At 60.1% G+C, this 17,478-nt stretch carries 19 protein-coding genes and 1 pseudogene; 5 read left to right on the top strand and 15 right to left on the bottom strand.

Features of this window, described 5'->3' with window-relative positions; genetic code table 11:
• Positions 1–27: 27 nt before the first annotated feature.
• The 5 genes and pseudogenes from DPA2511_RS07670 to DPA2511_RS07650 all read left to right on the top strand — a co-directional run bounded on the left by DPA2511_RS07670 (position 28) and on the right by DPA2511_RS07650 (position 4,900).
• Complete coding sequence (locus DPA2511_RS07670; RefSeq protein WP_012765107.1) at positions 28–1,215, top strand: isochorismate synthase; 1,188 nt, start codon at positions 28–30, stop codon at positions 1,213–1,215.
• Positions 1,212–2,841 (top strand): annotated as a pseudogene (locus DPA2511_RS21295) ((2,3-dihydroxybenzoyl)adenylate synthase). Before DPA2511_RS07670 ends, DPA2511_RS21295 begins: the two are co-directional and overlap by 4 nt.
• A 3-nt stretch (positions 2,842–2,844) precedes the next feature.
• On the top strand, positions 2,845–3,720 hold the full coding sequence (locus tag DPA2511_RS07660) for an isochorismatase (RefSeq protein ID WP_012765105.1): 876 nt from the start codon (positions 2,845–2,847) through the stop codon (positions 3,718–3,720).
• Positions 3,717–4,475, top strand: coding sequence for a 2,3-dihydro-2,3-dihydroxybenzoate dehydrogenase (gene dhbA / locus DPA2511_RS07655; RefSeq protein ID WP_012765104.1), 759 nt, complete (start codon positions 3,717–3,719; stop codon positions 4,473–4,475). The genes DPA2511_RS07660 and dhbA overlap by 4 nt, the downstream gene beginning before the upstream one ends.
• An 8-nt stretch (positions 4,476–4,483) precedes the next feature.
• Complete coding sequence (locus tag DPA2511_RS07650; protein ID WP_023638236.1) at positions 4,484–4,900, top strand: hotdog fold thioesterase; 417 nt, start codon at positions 4,484–4,486, stop codon at positions 4,898–4,900.
• 302 nt (positions 4,901–5,202) lie between these two features.
• Here the strand turns inward: DPA2511_RS07650 and DPA2511_RS07645 are convergent, their stop codons facing one another.
• The 15 genes from DPA2511_RS07645 to gspF form a co-directional block, all read right to left on the bottom strand.
• Positions 5,203–5,775 carry an RBBP9/YdeN family alpha/beta hydrolase gene (locus DPA2511_RS07645; RefSeq protein WP_012765102.1) on the bottom strand — a complete coding sequence of 191 codons (573 nt, stop codon included), beginning with the start codon at positions 5,773–5,775 and terminating at the stop codon, positions 5,203–5,205.
• 236 nt (positions 5,776–6,011) lie between these two features.
• On the bottom strand, positions 6,012–6,755 hold the full coding sequence (locus DPA2511_RS07635) for a molybdate ABC transporter substrate-binding protein (protein WP_012765101.1): 744 nt from the start codon (positions 6,753–6,755) through the stop codon (positions 6,012–6,014).
• Positions 6,752–7,519: an ABC transporter ATP-binding protein gene (locus DPA2511_RS07630; protein WP_012765100.1), complete on the bottom strand. Its 768-nt coding sequence runs from the start codon at positions 7,517–7,519 to the stop codon at positions 6,752–6,754. The genes DPA2511_RS07635 and DPA2511_RS07630 overlap by 4 nt, the downstream gene beginning before the upstream one ends.
• On the bottom strand, positions 7,516–8,532 hold the full coding sequence (locus DPA2511_RS07625) for a FecCD family ABC transporter permease (protein ID WP_012765099.1): 1,017 nt from the start codon (positions 8,530–8,532) through the stop codon (positions 7,516–7,518). Before DPA2511_RS07625 ends, DPA2511_RS07630 begins: the two co-directional genes overlap by 4 nt.
• Positions 8,529–9,593, bottom strand: a complete 1,065-nt coding sequence (locus tag DPA2511_RS07620; protein WP_012765098.1) for an ABC transporter substrate-binding protein — start codon at positions 9,591–9,593, stop codon at positions 8,529–8,531. Before DPA2511_RS07620 ends, DPA2511_RS07625 begins: the two co-directional genes overlap by 4 nt.
• 370 nt (positions 9,594–9,963) lie before the next feature.
• On the bottom strand, positions 9,964–10,302 hold the full coding sequence (locus DPA2511_RS24330; RefSeq protein ID WP_264175901.1) for a hypothetical protein: 339 nt from the start codon (positions 10,300–10,302) through the stop codon (positions 9,964–9,966).
• Between the two features lie 178 nt (positions 10,303–10,480).
• Complete coding sequence (locus DPA2511_RS07615; RefSeq protein WP_012765097.1) at positions 10,481–11,332, bottom strand: prepilin peptidase; 852 nt, start codon at positions 11,330–11,332, stop codon at positions 10,481–10,483.
• A gap of 76 nt (positions 11,333–11,408) precedes the next feature.
• Positions 11,409–11,897 carry a type II secretion system protein GspM gene (gspM, locus tag DPA2511_RS07610; protein WP_012765096.1) on the bottom strand — a complete coding sequence of 163 codons (489 nt, stop codon included), beginning with the start codon at positions 11,895–11,897 and terminating at the stop codon, positions 11,409–11,411.
• Positions 11,894–13,096, bottom strand: a complete 1,203-nt coding sequence (gspL, locus tag DPA2511_RS07605; RefSeq protein WP_012765095.1) for a type II secretion system protein GspL — start codon at positions 13,094–13,096, stop codon at positions 11,894–11,896. Before gspL ends, gspM begins: the two co-directional genes overlap by 4 nt.
• On the bottom strand, positions 13,093–14,130 hold the full coding sequence (gene gspK / locus DPA2511_RS07600) for a type II secretion system minor pseudopilin GspK (RefSeq protein ID WP_012765094.1): 1,038 nt from the start codon (positions 14,128–14,130) through the stop codon (positions 13,093–13,095). The genes gspL and gspK overlap by 4 nt, the downstream gene beginning before the upstream one ends.
• Positions 14,127–14,840, bottom strand: coding sequence for a type II secretion system minor pseudopilin GspJ (gene gspJ / locus DPA2511_RS07595; protein WP_012765093.1), 714 nt, complete (start codon positions 14,838–14,840; stop codon positions 14,127–14,129). The genes gspK and gspJ overlap by 4 nt, the downstream gene beginning before the upstream one ends.
• Positions 14,837–15,223 (bottom strand): type II secretion system minor pseudopilin GspI, encoded by a 387-nt coding sequence (gspI, locus tag DPA2511_RS07590; protein WP_012765092.1) that lies wholly within the window; start codon positions 15,221–15,223, stop codon positions 14,837–14,839. The genes gspJ and gspI overlap by 4 nt, the downstream gene beginning before the upstream one ends.
• 6 nt (positions 15,224–15,229) lie before the next feature.
• Complete coding sequence (gene gspH, locus DPA2511_RS07585) at positions 15,230–15,769, bottom strand: type II secretion system minor pseudopilin GspH (RefSeq protein ID WP_012765091.1); 540 nt, start codon at positions 15,767–15,769, stop codon at positions 15,230–15,232.
• Positions 15,769–16,221 (bottom strand): type II secretion system major pseudopilin GspG, encoded by a 453-nt coding sequence (gene gspG / locus DPA2511_RS07580; protein WP_012765090.1) that lies wholly within the window; start codon positions 16,219–16,221, stop codon positions 15,769–15,771. The genes gspH and gspG overlap by 1 nt, the downstream gene beginning before the upstream one ends.
• A 34-nt stretch (positions 16,222–16,255) precedes the next feature.
• Positions 16,256–17,428 (bottom strand): type II secretion system inner membrane protein GspF, encoded by a 1,173-nt coding sequence (gene gspF, locus DPA2511_RS07575; protein WP_404821624.1) that lies wholly within the window; start codon positions 17,426–17,428, stop codon positions 16,256–16,258.
• Positions 17,429–17,478: the final 50 nt, after the last annotated feature.

Raw genomic sequence — 17,478 nt, 5'->3', positions numbered from 1 at the left:
TTACTCAACAGACATAAGGAACAGACTGTGTCGACGCTATCAGCCACTACCCACGCTCTGCACTCCCGTTCACTACTGAACGACGATTTTCTCTTCCTGTCGCCGCAAGGCAGTCTGCACACCCGAGGATGCTACGCTTCGCTGAGCGCATCGACAGAAGATGGCGGCGATCTTGAGGGTGCCTTCCAGCAGCAGGTTTCCGGCCTGTTTGCCGCAGCCCGGCAGGATGGATTGCCGCACCCGTTGCTGGTCGGCGCCATTCCATTCGACAAACGCCAGCCGGCCCACCTGTTCATTCCGCAGCACACCCGCTGGTTCCCACGCGAAGAGCTGCAATCGCTTGACGTCGCGGACACGCCGATCGCCATCCGCCGGTTGCGGGAATCCCCGGAACACGAGGCCTTTTGCCGCATGGTCAACGCCGGCGTGGCCGATACCCGTGAAGGTCGCCTGAACAAAATCGTCTTGTCCCGTCTGCTGGATATCGATACCGACCAGCCGCTGGATTCCATCCAGATGCTGTTGAGACTTAATCGGCAGAACCCCTGGAGCTACAATTTTCATCTGCCGCTGGCGCAGGGCGCGCTGCTGGGCGCCAGCCCGGAACTGTTGCTGTATAAACGCGGCAACGACGTGCTGTCGCAACCGCTGGCGGGCTCAGCCCGGCGCAGCGACGATCCGCTGGAAGATCAGCAACTGCGCCAATCGCTGATGCAGTCGGGCAAAGACCACCACGAACACCGTATCGTCACCGAAGAGATCAGGCGTCTGCTCGCTCCGCGTTGCCAGACGCTAACGCTGCCGGACGCACCGACACTGCTCAACACCCCGGTGCTGTGGCATCTGGCAAGCCGCATCAGCGGTATCGTGCGCAATCCGCAGGAAAATGCGCTGTCGATGGCTTGCCTGCTGCACCCGACCCCGGCGCTGTGCGGCGCGCCCACACCGGCGGCCAGAGAACGTATCGCCGAGCTGGAGCCCTTTACCCGGGGACTGTTCGGCGGCATCGTCGGTTGGTGCGACGCACAAGGTAACGGCGAGTGGGTTGTCACCATCCGCTGCGGCGAAATACGCCATCATCGCGTTCGGCTGTTCGCCGGCGCCGGCATCGTGCCGGACTCGCAACCGGTTAGCGAATGGCATGAAACCGGCGTGAAACTGAGCACCATGCTGCGCGCCTTCGGCCTGCGTCAGGCCCAGGAGTGTGCCGCATGACGCTCGCATTTACCCGTTGGCCGGCGGCGCTCGCGCACCGTTACCGCGAGCGCGGCTACTGGGACGACCTGCCGCTGTGCGACATCATTGCCCGTCACGCCGACAGTGAGGCGACGGCACTGATCTGCGGCGAGCGTCGGTTCAGCTATGCGCGCATGCAGCAGTTGAGCGCCCGTCTGGCGGCGGCGCTGCGGCGACACGGCGTACTGCCGGGGCAAACCGCGCTGGTGCAATTGGGCAATACCGCTGAATTCTATCTGACCTTCTTCGCCCTGTTGCGGGCCGGCGTCGTGCCGGTCAACGCCTTATACAATCACCAACGCAGCGAACTGCGCGCTTACGCCGACCAGATAGCGCCGGCGCTGCTGATCGCCGATCGTCGCCACCCCCTGTTTGCGGATAATGATTTTTATCGACGAACTGCGCCAGCGCTGCCCGACGCTACAAACCAGTATCTTGCTCGGTCATGAAGATGAGACGCGGGATTTGGCCCGTCTGCTGTACGACGAAGCCCCCCTCTCATGGGAAGACACCCCCACTCCGGCGGATGAAGTGGCGTTCTTCCAGCTATCCGGCGGCAGTACCGGGACACCCAAACTGATCCCCCGAACCCACAACGATTACTACTACAGCACCCGTGGCAGCGTGGAGATTTGCCGTTTCGACCGGCAGACCCGCTATCTGTGCGCGCTGCCCGCCGCCCACAACTACCCGCTCAGTTCGCCGGGCGCGCTGGGCGCGTTCTATGCGGGCGGCGCCGTCGTACTGGCGAACAACCCCAGCGCCAGCTGCTGTTTCCCGCTGATCGCCCGCCACCGCATCAACGTCACCGCGTTGGTGCCGCCGGCCGTCACGCTATGGCTGGAGGCGGTAACATTGGCCGGACAACGCCACGCACTGGAGAGCCTGCAACTGCTACAAGTGGGCGGCGCGCGGCTGAGCGAATCGCTGGCGCGCCGCATTCCGGCGGAGCTCGGATGCCAGTTACAACAGGTGTTCGGCATGGCGGAAGGGTTGGTGAATTACACCCGTCTGGATGATGACGAGCAGCATATCTTCACCACGCAGGGGCGCCCCATCAGCCCCGACGACGAAGTATGGGTCGCCGACGCCGACGGCAACCCGCTGCCGCACGGCCAGGCCGGCCGTCTGATGACCCGCGGCCCTTATACCTTCCGCGGCTACTACCGTAGCCCAGAGCACAACCGCCAGGCGTTCGACGAACACGGGTTCTACTGTTCCGGCGATCTGGTGATCCTGCGGGAAGACGGGTATCTGCAGGTGGTCGGCCGCGAGAAGGATCAAATCAACCGCGGCGGCGAAAAGATTGCCGCCGAAGAGGTGGAAAACCTGCTGCTGCGTCACCCGGCGGTGATCAATGCCGCGCTGGTCGCCATTCCCGATACGCTGATGGGTGAAAAAAGCTGTGCGTTCATCGTCACCCGCGAGCCCGTTAAGCCCGTCGTGCTGCGCCGCCATCTGCGTGAGCAAGGCATCGCCGACTACAAATTGCCGGATCGTTTCGAAACCCTGCCGTTACTGCCGGAAACCGCCGTCGGCAAAGTGGATAAAAAGCAGTTGCGCCAGCTGGCCGAACAGCGTCTGGCGGCAACCGCAGGAGAGTAAATCATGAGTATTCCATCGCTGAACGACTATTCGCTGCCTACCGACGATCAACTGCCCGCCAACAAGGTCAACTGGCCGTTGGACGCCGACCGTGCTGCGTTGCTGATCCACGATATGCAGTGTTACTTCCTCAATTTCTGGGGCCAGGACAGCCAGCTGACCCAACAATTGATCGCCAATATCGTGCGCCTGAAACAGATTTGCCGTCAGCGGGGCATCCCGGTGTTCTACACCGCCCAGCCAGACCGGCAGAGCCCTGCCGATCGGGCGCTGTTGAACGACATGTGGGGCCCAGGGCTTAACCGGCACCCCGACCAGCAAAAAATTACCGACGCGCTGGCGCCGGATCCCGAGGATACCGTGCTGGTGAAGTGGCGTTACAGCGCCTTCCAGCGCTCCGATCTGGAACAACGGCTAAAACAGAGCGGGCGTGACCAGCTGATCATCTGCGGCGTTTATGCCCACATCGGTTGCCTGACGACAGCCACCGATGCCTTCATGCGTGATGTCAAACCGTTCATGGTGGCCGATGCTCTGGCGGATTTTTCCCAGGAAGAGCACATGATGGCGCTGCGTTATACCGCCGGGCGCTGCGGCCGGGTGGTCACTACCGATCAGTCGCTGTCAGCGCTGGCGCCGGCGACCGGCTACACACTGACGCAACTGCGCGCCGATCTGTTGCCGCTGCTGGACGACGACAGCGATGACATCTGCGATGACGAAAATCTGCTCGACTATGGGCTGGATTCGGTGCGCATTATGTCGCTGGTCGCCCGCTGGCGTCAGCAGGGACACGACCTCGATTTCGTCGCGCTGGTCAAGCAGCCGACGCTGCGACACTGGCACCGGCTGCTCAACCCATTACGGGAGGGCGCATGAACGGCGACTTGCACTTTCAAGGCCAGCTCGTGTGGGTTACAGGCGCGGGTCGCGGCATCGGTTACGACACCGCCTGCCGGTTCGCGGCGGCGGGTGCCGAGGTGATCGGGTTCGACCGGGCATTTCCCCATACCGACCTGCCGTTTTCCGCCCGCGAGTTGGACATCAGCGACGCATCGGCGGTTGCCGACTGCTGCGGCGCGTTGCTCAGGGAACGGCCGCACCTGGATGTGCTGGTCAACGGCGCCGGGATCCTGCGCATGGGGCAGACGGAAAACCTGAGCCAGCAGGACTGGCTGGATTGCCTGTCAGTCAACGCAGGCGGCGCTTTCAACCTGTTTCAGGCGGTGATCCCTCAGTTCCAGCGCCAGCGCCGCGGCGCTATTGTCTCGATCGGCTCCAATGCGGCGCACGTTCCGCGCGTCGGCATGGCGGCCTACTGTGCGTCCAAAGCGGCGTTGCGCAGCCTGTGCCTGACGGTGGGGCTGGAGCTGGCGCCCTATGGAGTACGCTGCAATCTGGTCTCACCCGGTTCGACCGATACCCCGATGCAACGCGGCCTGTGGCACTCCCCCGCTTCGGAACAGCACACCATCGACGGTTTTCCGGCGCAGTACAAGCTCGGTATCCCGCTGGGGAAAATCGCTCAACCACGGGAAATTGCCGACGCCATACTGTTTCTCGCCTCCGATCTGGCAAGCCATATCACGCTGCAGGATATCGTGATCGATGGCGGCGCGACGCTAGGGGCCTGATACGAATGATGATTTGGCAACGCGATGTCTCGCTGGACAGCCTTAATCACATGAGCCAAACCTGCATGCTGTCGCATTTGGGGATCGTCTTTACCCATATCGGAGAATCCTGCCTGGAAGCCACCATGCCGGTAGACGATCGAACCCGGCAACCGTTCGGTCTGCTGCACGGCGGGGCCTCCGTGGTGTTGGCGGAATCGCTAGGGTCAGTCGCTGGCTGGTTGTGCACGCCGCCGGGCGCCAGCGTAGTCGGCAGCGAAATCAACGCCACCCATCTGCGGGCGGTGAGCCAGGGCGAGGTACGGGGGATCTGCCAGCCGTTGCATCTGGGACAGCGCACACAGGTCTGGCAGATTGAAATCGTCGACCCACGGCAAACGCTTTGTTGCGTTTCGCGGTTGACCACCACCGTCATCCAGCCTTAAATACCGGCGGCAAGGTATCGGGCAAGATAGTCGCCTGTCCCGTACCCGCCGGCACTGCGCTCTGAACATGCCCATCCGGGTCTGCCACCTGACAAACGGCGCCGTTTAATATGCTTAGCCGACGCCGACATCCCCATGCCGGGTGCAACATCCGGCTTACAGAGACGAGGGAAATGCCTTGATGCGGGCATGCCCGACAAAAGGGGACGCCGCCAGCGATACAGGAAAGGAAGAGGTTGGTAGCAGGCGGGCAATCGAGATATTCAGCGCCGAACAGGCATGGCGGCGGACGCCGCCGAGGGTCACGCGGGTGGGGACAGTTTTTCGGCGAAGGACGCCAACCGCGTCAGGCCGTATTCCCATTGACCAAAGCCTGATTCGGCATTGATGTGCCCGGCTTCACCGACGTCCACCAGTTCACTGCCCCAGGCATCCGTCCAGTATTCGGCGCGGGAAAAGGTCATCAGTGGATCATTATGGCTGGCGAACGCCAGGCTCGGCGCCGTCAACCGTTCCGGCCGAATGCGATCCTCAATCTCGAAACGCATCGGCTCGGCGGGCGCCACCAGCATCACGCCGGCGATCCCAGCCATGTCTTGCTGGACAGCATAACAGGACGCCAGCGCGCCGAAACTGTGGCCAATCAGCATCGCCGGTCGATCGCAGCTCGCCAGTTCGCGGCGAATCGCCAGCACCCAGCGATCCAGATTCGCCTGATACCACTCTTTCTGGCGGATACGACGCCAGAACGGGAAACGCCGTTCCCAATAGCTCTGCCAATGATCTTCATCGCTGTCACGCAATCCCGGCACCAGCACCATCGTTAAACGCTGATCGATCTCCGCCAGCCGCTGGTCGACTTCTGTTGTCTGCATCAGGCTCGGTATCCCCCTGCTGAATGGACTGTCGGGGCAACATGGCGCGGCACGACATTGTCGTATTCATTGTCGTATTCATTGTCGTATTCGCGTTTGCCGACGCCGTTTGGCCCAACATCATTACAATCTGATAACAATATCAGCCCTGTTTAACAGCCTATCACGGGATAGGATTTTTGTATCGTGTTTGGCCGCACCAAATTTACAGGGTTCAGCGGGGGCCCAAGGCGCGGCTACAGGGCCAGCACCGGGCCGAAACCATGCCGCGCCAACACCGCCTGCCCCGCGTCAGAACAGATAAAACGGGCCAGATGGACGGCAGGCGGATACACCGGCAACAGCGTCGTCAACATATAGCAGGCCGTAATCTGGTAAGGGTCGTCCAGCTCGACGATATGCACGCCGCCCATGCGCCGCATTTGGGGAATATAGCTGGCGTAACCGATATGCATATCGCTCTGCCCGTTCAGAATCAGCGCGGCGCCCGCAGGTACGCCGGACGGCGCCGGCGCTGCGCGCGTCGCGCCCACCAGCGCTTGCGCACGCTGGCGCAGCGCCTCGCCTTGGCCGGGGTGCAACTGTTCGATACGCGCAAACAGCGCCTGGGCATAATCACCGCCGGGATCGCTGCCCGGCGTCGACGTGGATAACACATAGCGGGGATCGCCAAGCGCCGATAGCCAGTGCTGTCGCACCAGTTCCGGATCGTCACGCATCGTAATGCACAGCCGATTAGTGGCGAACGCCATCGGCTGTGCCGCTTTGCCGCATGCCGCCAGGTGCAGAGGGTGTTCCCGGTTAGCGGACGCGAACACATCGGCCGATGCGCCATCCATCAATTGTTGGGCCAGTAATCCGGCCGGTCCAAATTCAGGTTCGATATCAATGGCGTAACGGCTGGAAAAAGCATCAAACAGATCGTGGAACGCCAGCCGCAGGCTGCCGGCGGCGAAAACACGTAAAGGACGATAAATCATGGCGTGATATCACTGAAAAGAGGCACCAGCGTGCTATAGCGCTGTCCCGCCCATTCCAGCGAACAAGAACGGATAGGCACGCCATAAAGCCGGCTTAAATGGGTTTCGGTCAACGTGGTGGCATTAGGCCCGTACAGGTAGCCGCCGTCATTCATCAACAGCAGCGCACGCTGGGCAATCATGACCCCGTGCGCCGGATCGTGAGTGGAAAACATGACGCTGATCTTCTGCTCCCGAGCCAGCCGTTGCAACAAAACCAGTACCGCCGACTGATGCGCCAGATCCAGCGCGGCTGTCGGCTCGTCCAGCAATAGTACCTGGCACTCGGTCGCCAGCGCGCGGGCAATCAGCACCAACTGCTGCTGCCCACCCGATAACCGATCGAACGGACGATCCGCCAACGCATCCATCCCCAACGACGTCAGCGCGGCGCGGGCCTGCGCGATGTCATGCGCGGACGGCATGGAGAACAAACCGACCTGCCGCGCCCGCCCCATCAGCACAATATCCAGTACGCTGTAGGGAAACGGCGGCGTAAAACGCTGGGGCACAAAGCCGATGAGCCCGTGGCGCTCAACACGACCGGACAACGGCGGTAAAACCCCCAGCAATGTCTGCATCAGCGTGGTTTTCCCCCGGCCATTGCCCCCCAACACCGCCGTAATCTCGCCACGGCGCAGGCTAAGGCTGACCGGCTCGAACAACGCCTGCCCCGGTGCATGACCGCACGCCAGTTGGTCGGCGCACAAGAGGATATCGCTCACCCTTTTACCTCCTGCCGATAGCGGCACAACACCATGACCACGGCGGGCGCACCCAGCAACGCGGTCAGAATACCCAACGGCACTTCCGCAGTGGTGATACTGCGCGCCAGATCATCCACCAACACCATGAATCCGCCGCCGAGACACATGGCCGTCGGTAACAGCCGACGGTGATCCGGCCCCACCCAGAGGCGCGCAATATGCGGCACCACCAGACCAATCCAGCCGATACTGCCGCTGACCGCCACCTGCGCCGCGACGATCGCCGCGCACAGTGTCAGAATCAACCAACGCAGACGCATTCCCCGCATCCCCAGCGTCACGGCATCCTGTTCTCCCATCGACAATACGTTGATACGCCAACGCAGGCGCAGCAATAAACCGCCTGCCAGTACCAACGGAATTGCCAGCGTGAATACGCTGTGCCAGTGCGCGGTCGCGAAACTCCCCAATAGCCAAAAAACAATGCTGGGCAGTTTTTCTTCCGTATCAGCCAGATACTGCATCAGGCTGACTAACGCGCCAAAGAAACCGCTCAGGATCACCCCCGCCAGAATCAGCACCAGAATGTGCTGCCGCCCTAGCAACGAGGCGATCAGAAACACCAGTAACAATGCCGCCATCCCGGATGCAAATGCGCACAGCAGCAGCATGACCGACGGCCACCCCAACAGAATGGCGAGCGTGCCGCCGAATGCCGCGCCGGAGGAGACGCCGATAATATGCGGATCCACCAGCGGATTACGGAACACGCCCTGCAACGTGGCGCCGCACAGCGCCAGGCCGGAACCGACCAACAGTGCCAGCAACACCCGCGGCAGACGAACGTCCCACACCACCTGTTGTTCAATCGCCGGGATCGCTTGTCCCGCGCCGCCAAACGGCGACGCCAGAATCTGTACAATACGCACCACAGGCAATCGGTATTGCCCAACGCCCAGCGAGAATACGGCAATCAGCAGCATCGCGGCCGACAATACCGCCAGCAGTAGTCGATAACGTGCCGGCGTCATTTGGCCGGTTTATCCGTCGTCCGTTGGTATGTCGTGCGATAAAAACGCTGGTAGTAGTCGTTGGCGGCCTGCTGCATGTCGATGTCCTTAAAACGCTCGGGGTAGAGCTGTTTGGCCATCCACAACTCCCCGATGGCCAGTGCTTCCGGCATCGGATATCCCCAAGCCTTAGCGTATTCCGGCATCAGATAGACCCGCTGCTGTTTCACGGCGTCGATGGCTTGCCAGGCTGAATCCTGCAGGATTTTGCCCACCACGTCGGGGTAGCGATCCTGAACGAAAATCACCTGCGGATTCCACTGCAGTACGTTCTCGATGGAGACCTGTTTGAAACCCTGGATGGTCGCGGCAGCCACGTTCAGCGCGCCCGCGTGCGCCATCATCAGCCCGGTGTATTTACCGGAACCGTAGGTGGTCAAGTCCGGGTTCGCCATGTACACGCGGACTCGCTTCTCCATCGGAATATCCTGCAGACGAGCGGAGACCAATGCCCGCTGTTTAAATGTGTAGTCGATCAGCGCTTCCGCCTGCGCCTGGTGATTGACCACTTCGCCAATCAGCCGAATGCCCGCTTTCAGCCCCTCGTTGTATGCCGTTTCTTCATCATCCATCGTCGGATTGAGCTTGCCGGCTTCGCCAGGTTTGTCCTGTCGCAGTGAAACGGCAATCACCGGGATCCCAGTGCGCTCAAGCTGCGCCAACATTTCCGGTGGTGCATAGTTGGCAATAAAAATCGCCTGCGGCGACAACGCCAGTACGCTTTCGATATTGACCTGGGTCAGATCGCCCGGCATCGGCAGCGACGCCAGACGCGGCGCCAGCCGTACATAATCGGCACCCAACTGTTTTTTCCAACTGGAGAGCACCCCTACCACCGTATCCTGCGCGTCCAGTTGCACCAGCAAATTGAGTGTCTGATGTTGCAGCACCACCACGCGATTCACCTGATCCGGCAACGTCACCTGTCGCCCCAATTGATCCGTTACCTGCCGCGTCGCCAGTGTTTGCCAAGAAAACACTAACAGTACCGATGCCAATAGCACTGATCCGTATCGATTCATTATATTCCCCGGTTATCGTTATATAAAAAAGAAATAGCGATAGCATAGCGGCTGATATTGATCCAGGCATTACTGACACAACCATGATTTCAGGCAAACTCTGCGGGTAAAAAGGTAGTGGCAACCAACGGAAACCGCCGCCGCAACGGCATCTCAAACGCGCTATTGGCTCCCCATCGCCGCCGGCATCACGCTGTCATCTGCCGCCATCCCGGCAATACGCAGCCACTCCTGCCGGAAACGGGTTTGACAGTGATTTCTGATGACGAAACAGCCGATATCAGTCAGGAAATAGACTCAAACCGGCACGAAACCTTAGCCGCTACTGTTTTACGCCGAGCGCCGTCGATTTCGAGGAACGCCTATTGAATTACCCCGTGACCAGGCGTAGATTTAGCGCCGATTCCGTCATTGGCCGCCATGCTCCCGGCAATGACAGTGGGACAATCTGCAACGTTGCAGAATGATCCTGAACAGTGAAACGCACAATCGGAATCATTGCAGGCGTGACAATAACGGGAGAGAGAACAGTGAAGTACTTATTTATGGGTGTTTCATTCATTCTGTTTTTGTGGGTAGGCACGTTTTTTATGATGGTGGAATAAGCCCTGACGGCTATTCCAGGCGGCGCTGAAGCATCGACACAATTCCGGCAATCATCATCATCGATATACACAAAAAACGAACACACAACAGGCTGACGGTTCATCCGGCAGCCTGTTTTCATTTTGGTCAGCGCCGCCGACGCCACACAGATACGGCCATCGTGGCCAACTCAGCCGATAGTTGAGCCCCGTCCCGGCATGCAAAAGCACCGCGCCGCAGGGTATCGTTCTGCCTATTCTCCACCGGTTCAGGGTTAAAGCCCCCTGCCGGGCAGATCCACATCAGTACCCGAACCCGGCCAGCGCATGGATAAACAGAACAACGCCGCCGCCTACCGCCAGCCAGGGGCCAAACGCCAGCGGTTGTTGCAGGTTGACGCGCCGTATGCTGCGCCAGCACAACGTCAACAGCAACCCGGTCAGCGAGGCAATCAACACCAGATTCGGCAACGACTGCCACCCTAACCAAGCTCCCAGCGCCGCCAGCAATTTGAAATCGCCATACCCCAGCGCCTCGCGGCCGCTTAACAACCGGAACCCCCAATACACTAACCACAACGACAAATACCCCGCCACTGCGCCGATGACCGCCTCGTCCAATGGAACAAACGTATCCACCAGATTGAACAGCAACCCGCACCAAAGCAACGGTAGCGTGACGACATCCGGCAAAAGCTGGGTGCGCGCATCGATTAGCGCCGCAACCGTCAGCATGCACAACAGTAACAGCGCGCCGAACAGGGCCAGCCCCGGCGGCCACACCATGCCCGCCAGCAGGAACAGCAAGCCAGTCGCCGCCTCTACCAGCGGATAACGCCAGTCGATGGCATTGCCGCAACAATGAGCCCGTCCCCGCAACAGCAGCCAGCTCAACACCGGGACATTGTCGCGCAGCCGCAGTCGGCGGTGACAGTGCGGGCAGGAGGACGGCGGCCAGCCTAGATCGTACCGGGCCTCCGGCTTGCCCATCGGCAGGCCGAGATGAAAGCGCGCCTCTCGCTGCCAACGGCGATCCAACATAATGGGCAAACGGTAGATCACTACATTGAGAAAGCTGCCGACAATCAGCCCCAACACCAACAACGCCGCCCGCCATCCGAAGGGAAACGCGACCGCATACTGACTGACATCCATCACCATTTCCCCTGGGAATGATCACGATACCGAGCGCCGACGATATCCATCGGCGAAAAAAGCGCCGTTGAACGCATCAGGGACGTCGCTCCAGCGACAACCGAGTCACTTCCACCTGACCGGGCGCATTCGGCACCGCCGCCACATCCAGCCCTTGCGTGATAATGCCGTTCTTCTGCTCCAGCTCCGCCAGCCAGTGCAGCAACGCATTGAAGTTGCTGCGCGCCAGCGTCACCGAAATCTGATTATCCTGCGGCTGCATCCTCAGCACCGTAATGCCGAACTGGGTGGCACTCTGCGGGATTAATACCGTCAGACTGGCGTCGCGCCCCACTATCTGGCGGCGGATACCTCCGGGCGGCGGCAGCTTAGGTGCCTGCTGTTGCATCCAACGCACCGTTTGCCGTTCCCGGTCGATGGCGGTCTGCCACTGCCGCGCCAGATCCCGCCAGGGCGCCCAGCACAGGTAATAGAACAGACACAACGCCATAAACGCGCCGCATAATCCCATCATTCCGCGTTCGCGGACGCTCATGAGTTGCCAACGGCGCCGTAACTCATTCATTGCGGGCTCCTTAAGATCAGTTGACCTTCGACGTGGTCTTTTTCCTGCTTCATCTCACCCGGCGGGATTTGGAAATACGCTTGCGCCTGTTGACGAAACTGTTCCATCTGGGCAAAAGATGTCGCACGCACGCTGAGCCGCATTTCGTCCCGTCCGCGATCATAGGACAGCGACTGCAAGGCGATTCCTTCATTTTGCGCCACCAGTTGCTGCAACCGATTCATCTGCTCCGTCAGTGCAAAGCCGCTGTTGCCGGATTGCGCATCCTGCAAATGTCGCTGCATCTGGGCGCGTGGGTTGATCACCTGCTTCTCATCGGGAAAAAGCTGGCGATAGACGCGCACGCTTTCCTGGCGCCAATACTGTGCCTGACGGTACAGTTGGACGTGCATCCACACTGACTCGCCCAGCAATAACAGTACATAGGCCGCCAGCGCGATCAGGACGCTACGCCAGGGCGCCAGCGCCTGCCTCCAGGGTTTGACCGGCGCATAGTCGCCCTGACGTAAATCCATGCCGGCAGGCAGAACGGCGCCGGCGGCCAGCGTCAGCAGATCCGTCTCCGGCATCGGTTGCCAGGTTAACGCGACGGCCGGCACCGGGCTGTAGCAACGCACCGCCGGCATCGGCTGAAATGTCTCCAGCAGCGCCTGATACCAGCTTTGCTCCGCCGCCATCCCCATCCCGCTATCCAGCCGGAACAGCCACACATCATGATGATTGAGCGCGCTCCAAGCACTCTCCTGGCGAGGCAGCACCATTACATCGGGCACCACGGCCTCAATCGGCACGCCCAGCGCCTCCGTCTGCTTTAGCCAGCGCGCCAGGCAGGTACGCCGCATTACCGCCACTGTCGCCTTATCGCCTTGCCATTCCACAACCGCGAAATGCAACTGCTCGATATCGGCAGCTAACTGTTCTTCCAGCATAAAGGGGATTGCCTGCAGCAACTGGCGCCTGGAATGACGCGGCAGCGCCAGTACGTGGAAGGTGATGTCGGTTGCAGGCACTAAAACCCGCACCGATTGCGTGGGATAGTCCGCCAACACAGACTGAAGCTGCTCCACCGTGCCGCTGCCCTGAACCACGCAGTGCTGACGGCCGACAGACCAGAACTGCCACTCCGCTTCATCGGTTTCGCTCCCGGAAAAACGGGCAATCAGCCGGTACTTTCCGCCGATGTTTTCGGTTCTGTTCATGGGTTCACCGTCCTATATCCCCCGTACTGCCGTTGTATTACGTTGATCTGTTTGCCCCGATGAAACAGGCTGCGCTGATAGAACTCGCTATCATCAACCCGTACCTGAATGTCGGCGAAAAACCATTCGCTTTTGAGCGCCAGTGATTTATTCGCCCCGGATTTACCCTCTTCCGGCATCTGCGACATACTCATGAAATCATTGATTTTATCCCACCCCTGCCGCGGCCTTTGTTGTAGGATCTTTTCCGCGCTATCCGGACTGAGCTGCCCCATAAACATCGCGGAAAGCAGCAACGCACGATCAGGCGTCAGGCTGTTGACATTGATAACCAGCTTATCCACCGGCAGTACACACACATAGGGCAACAGTCGGCGGTACAGCGACGCATCCATCCCCATTACCGCTCTGAGTTCCGTTACGTCGGTCATTGGCTGGTTCCCTGGCAGGAAGGTCGGATAACTGTCGGCCTCCGCACCCTGCTCCCGCGGCTCGTTATCCTCATCGAGCCAATCACGAACCGAGTCAGTCACCCGATCAGCTCGCGCCGGATCCTCGCCTAACATGATGATCAACTGCCGCAACACCTGTGCAGCGTAAGGCGTCTGCTCCGTTCCGCCGTTGCTGCTCTGAGCCGCATTGCTTTCCGAACTGGTTTCGGTGCTGCTGGTGGTGGTGCCGGAGGCCGGCTTTTTCTTTATCGGATTCAGCGCGTTCAGGTTCAAACACGCCTGCCCATCTTCCACTTGCCCCCGGATTTCCGAGCCATCCTCCATCACCTGATGATCGACTTGCGACCAGGATTGCCCAATGAACGTATGCTCCGGCGATTCTGCGCCGTCGCGCTCCAATACGCCGGCAATCAATGCCTCCGCGCCCAGGGCATACCATTTAGCCTGGGTACGGCTCAGCAAGTGATCCGTCCGCTGCCATGCCCTGCCGCTGCGTTCAGCAATGGATGCGGCCACAGTAACCATCAGCGCCAGCATCAACATCACGATCAGTAACGCCATCCCCCGCTGACGACGGTTCATGAGCTACCCTCATTACTCTCTGGCGACGTGTTCTTTTCCGTGCTGTCGTCGCTCTGCTCGCCGCTCTCCTTCTCCTGTCCGTTGCCCTTTTTATCACTCAGTCGGTCACGTTTTTCGTCAAACCGGTGCGTCAGCAAAAACACCCGGGTAATCTCGCCGTAATCTCTCAAGGTGACGACTACCGCGATGCCATCCGGCAGCTCCTTCGCGTCACCCCAACGATCCTGCCACCCCGAGCGGCCGAAAAAGTGCAAGGTAAAACCATCGACCTGGGTCAATAGCGGCCGTATAGCGGCCTCCTGCGACGTAGCCGGTTCCGGCGAATCATAGAACAACCGCTCCAGCTGGCCGTCCCGCACCCGATATCCTACCCGCTGCAGTTCGGAGCGGGGCAAAATCCCCAGCGGATTCAACCAACCGGAACGGACAAAACTCACCGCCCAGTCATTACTCCCCAGTTGATAACGCTCAGCGAAAAACCCCAACGCATACCCCTGGCTACGACGAGGCACAATCTGCGAGAAGTCGCGTTCGATCAACGAAAACGCCCGCTGCAACTCCGCCAGACGCGCCTCTTTGCGCGCCGACGCTTCGTCATTCTTGATGACGCCATTCAGCACCTGCGAGGCCGCCACGCTCAGCGCGGCAAACACCGCCAGCGCCAGCATCATTTCCAGCAGAGTAAAGCCTTGTTCCTGGGTACGTATCACGGTTGGGGTTCCCTCGGCGGATCCTGCCGAATCACATAGCTGCGCAACACGGCATCCGCCGCGCCGTTATCCTTTTCATGCCTCACCTCGACATCAACCGATCGCACCTTGTCGACACCCGCATCCGCTCCCAGCATCCGCCAGTACCATATCGTCCCGGCAAACCGGGTTTCGCCCTCGAGCCAGAAGGTTTCCGGCTGACGCTTTTCCAACCGCAGCACCGCCAACTGGTTTTCCGCTATCCAGACGGCAAAGGTTTTCTCTTCCAGACGGCTCAGCATGGACGACTGCTGCGCCGTGGTTCTCAGCACCGTCAGCCCAGCCAGCGCGAAAATCACCAGCGCGACCATCACTTCCAGCAGCGTCATCCCCCGTTGCTTCATGCTCAATCACTGCCTCGCGTCCGGCGACATTGTTAGAAAACCGTTGGTATCCACCTGTAGCCAGGCGGTGCTGCTACCGTTACGCAACGTCAAGCGGAACGGCGTCACCTCACCGCCGGGCAAAATCAGAATGTTGGGGTCGCCGTTCCCCGGCGAAAAACCCGCGCCATCACCCGCCGCACCGGCCTGTACCGTCAGCTCCATCTCAAAGCTGGCGGGCAGTTCGTTGGGCTGAGACAGTCGATAAGGCAGCCAGGGTTGCCACTGGTAACGTAACTGCTGCCGGTCTTCCGGCGAGTTCTCAACCACCTGACGTTGTAGCAGCGCGTATTGCCAGCGGTGAGGTTGGACATAAATGCCCAAAATTTGGTCATTCATCTGACTCTCCTCCACCGCATACTGCAGTTGCGCCTGAAAACGGGCGATCTGCCAGCCGCTGTCCTGCCGTTTCGGCGTCGGGATCGCCATCATGATCAACGTGGCGGCCACGCCGGCCAGCAACACCACCAGCATGATTTCCAGCAGCGTGAATCCCCGTTGCCGCACTATTTGCTCCCGCTACCGCCGTTCTGGCCGGCATTACCGACATTCCAGTTACCGATATCGTCGTCAGTATCCGGCATACCGTCTGGGCCATAAGAGAAAACATCCACCTTGCCGTGACGACCAGGGCTCACCAGTTGGTAATCAGCGCCCCACGGATCCTGCGGCAAACGGCGAATATAACCATCCTGAGGATAGTTACGCGGCTCCGGCGGCGTGGTCGGTTTCTTCACCAACGCGCCTAAGCCCTGTTCCGTGGTGGGGTAACGGCTGTTATCCAGCTTGTACATGTCCAGCGCGCTTTCCAGCGCCACAATATCGCTGATGGCCTTTTGCCTGTCGGCTTTTTCCTTGTTTCCCATCAGGTTGGGGACAACCAGGCTCGCCAGCACGCCAAGGATGACGATGACTACCATGATCTCCAACAGGGTAAAACCTCGCTGACGCTGTTCCATCTTTTTTCCTACCTCATCAATGTGTGAATCTTTGCTACATGCTCATCAGGGTATTCAGTTGCAAAATCGGCTGAAGAATGGCCAGTACGATAAACAGCACGATGCCCGCCATGCTCACCACCAGCAGCGGCTCAAACAGCCCGAGCGCCAATGTCATCTGGGCACTGAACTCGCGATCCTGGTTATCCGCGGCGCGGGATAGCATGTCGTCAAGCTCGCCGCTGCGTTCGCCGCTGGCAATCATGTGCCGCATCATCGGGGGAAACAGCGCGGTCTGCTCCAGCGCTTTATTGAGGCTAACCCCTTCCCGCACGGCGTCGGTCGCCTGCCCCAAACGGAAACGGGCATAGTCGTTGGTCAGCACGTCGCCGCTGATGCGCATGGCTTGCAGCAGAGGGACGGCGCTGGAATTAAGAATACTGAGGGTTCGGGCATAACGGGCGGTATTCAGCCCGCGTGCGATGCGGCCGACCACCGGGAGAAATAACAGACGGCGATGAAACACAATCCGGCGCTTTTCTTCCCTTAACAGCACGCGCGCGCCCATGATAGTCAAAACCAACGCCAGCAGCGCCCAGGGACCAAACGTCCGCACCGCATCGCTGACGCTCATCAGCAGACGGGTCGATAACGGCAATGCTTGCTTCATATGGATGAACTGCTCGACGACTTTCGGCACCACGGCGGAGAGCAGAATACTGACGACGGCCACCGCCACCAGCGTCAGGACACAGGGATAAATCATGGCCTGTTGAATGCGGCTGCGCATCTGCTGGCGTTGTTCGGTATAGTCCGCCAGACGATTCAGCACAGCATCCAGATGGCCCGACGCTTCGCCGGCCGCTACCATCGCGCAATACAGGCGTTCGAAGCTGTTGGGGAAATTTCCCATCGCCTCCGCCAGCGAGTGACCTTCCACCACCTTAGCCCGCACCGCCGCCATCAGCGCCCGCAGCCTGGGTTTTTCACTCTGTCTGGCCACGGCATCCAGCGCCTCTTCCAGCGGCAGCGCCGCTGCAACCAGCGTCGCCAACTGCCGAGTCAACAATGCCAAATCGCTGGCGCTGATTCGGTGAGCCCGACGTAACGAGAATGACCCGTTGCCACGCAGCGCCGCTTCGCCGCGCTGTTCCTCGACGTTGACCGGCATCAGCCCTTTTTCCCTCAGCAATTGACGGGCAAGGCGCGCGGAATCCGCCTCCTGCATGCCCTGGCACTTTTTCCCTTGTGCATTCAATGCCTGATACTGGAACAGCG

Origin of the sequence: Musicola paradisiaca NCPPB 2511, from assembly GCF_000400505.1 — a bacterium.
GTDB lineage: Bacteria > Pseudomonadota > Gammaproteobacteria > Enterobacterales > Enterobacteriaceae > Musicola > Musicola paradisiaca.
This window is presented reverse-complemented; position numbering and strand designations above follow the sequence as displayed.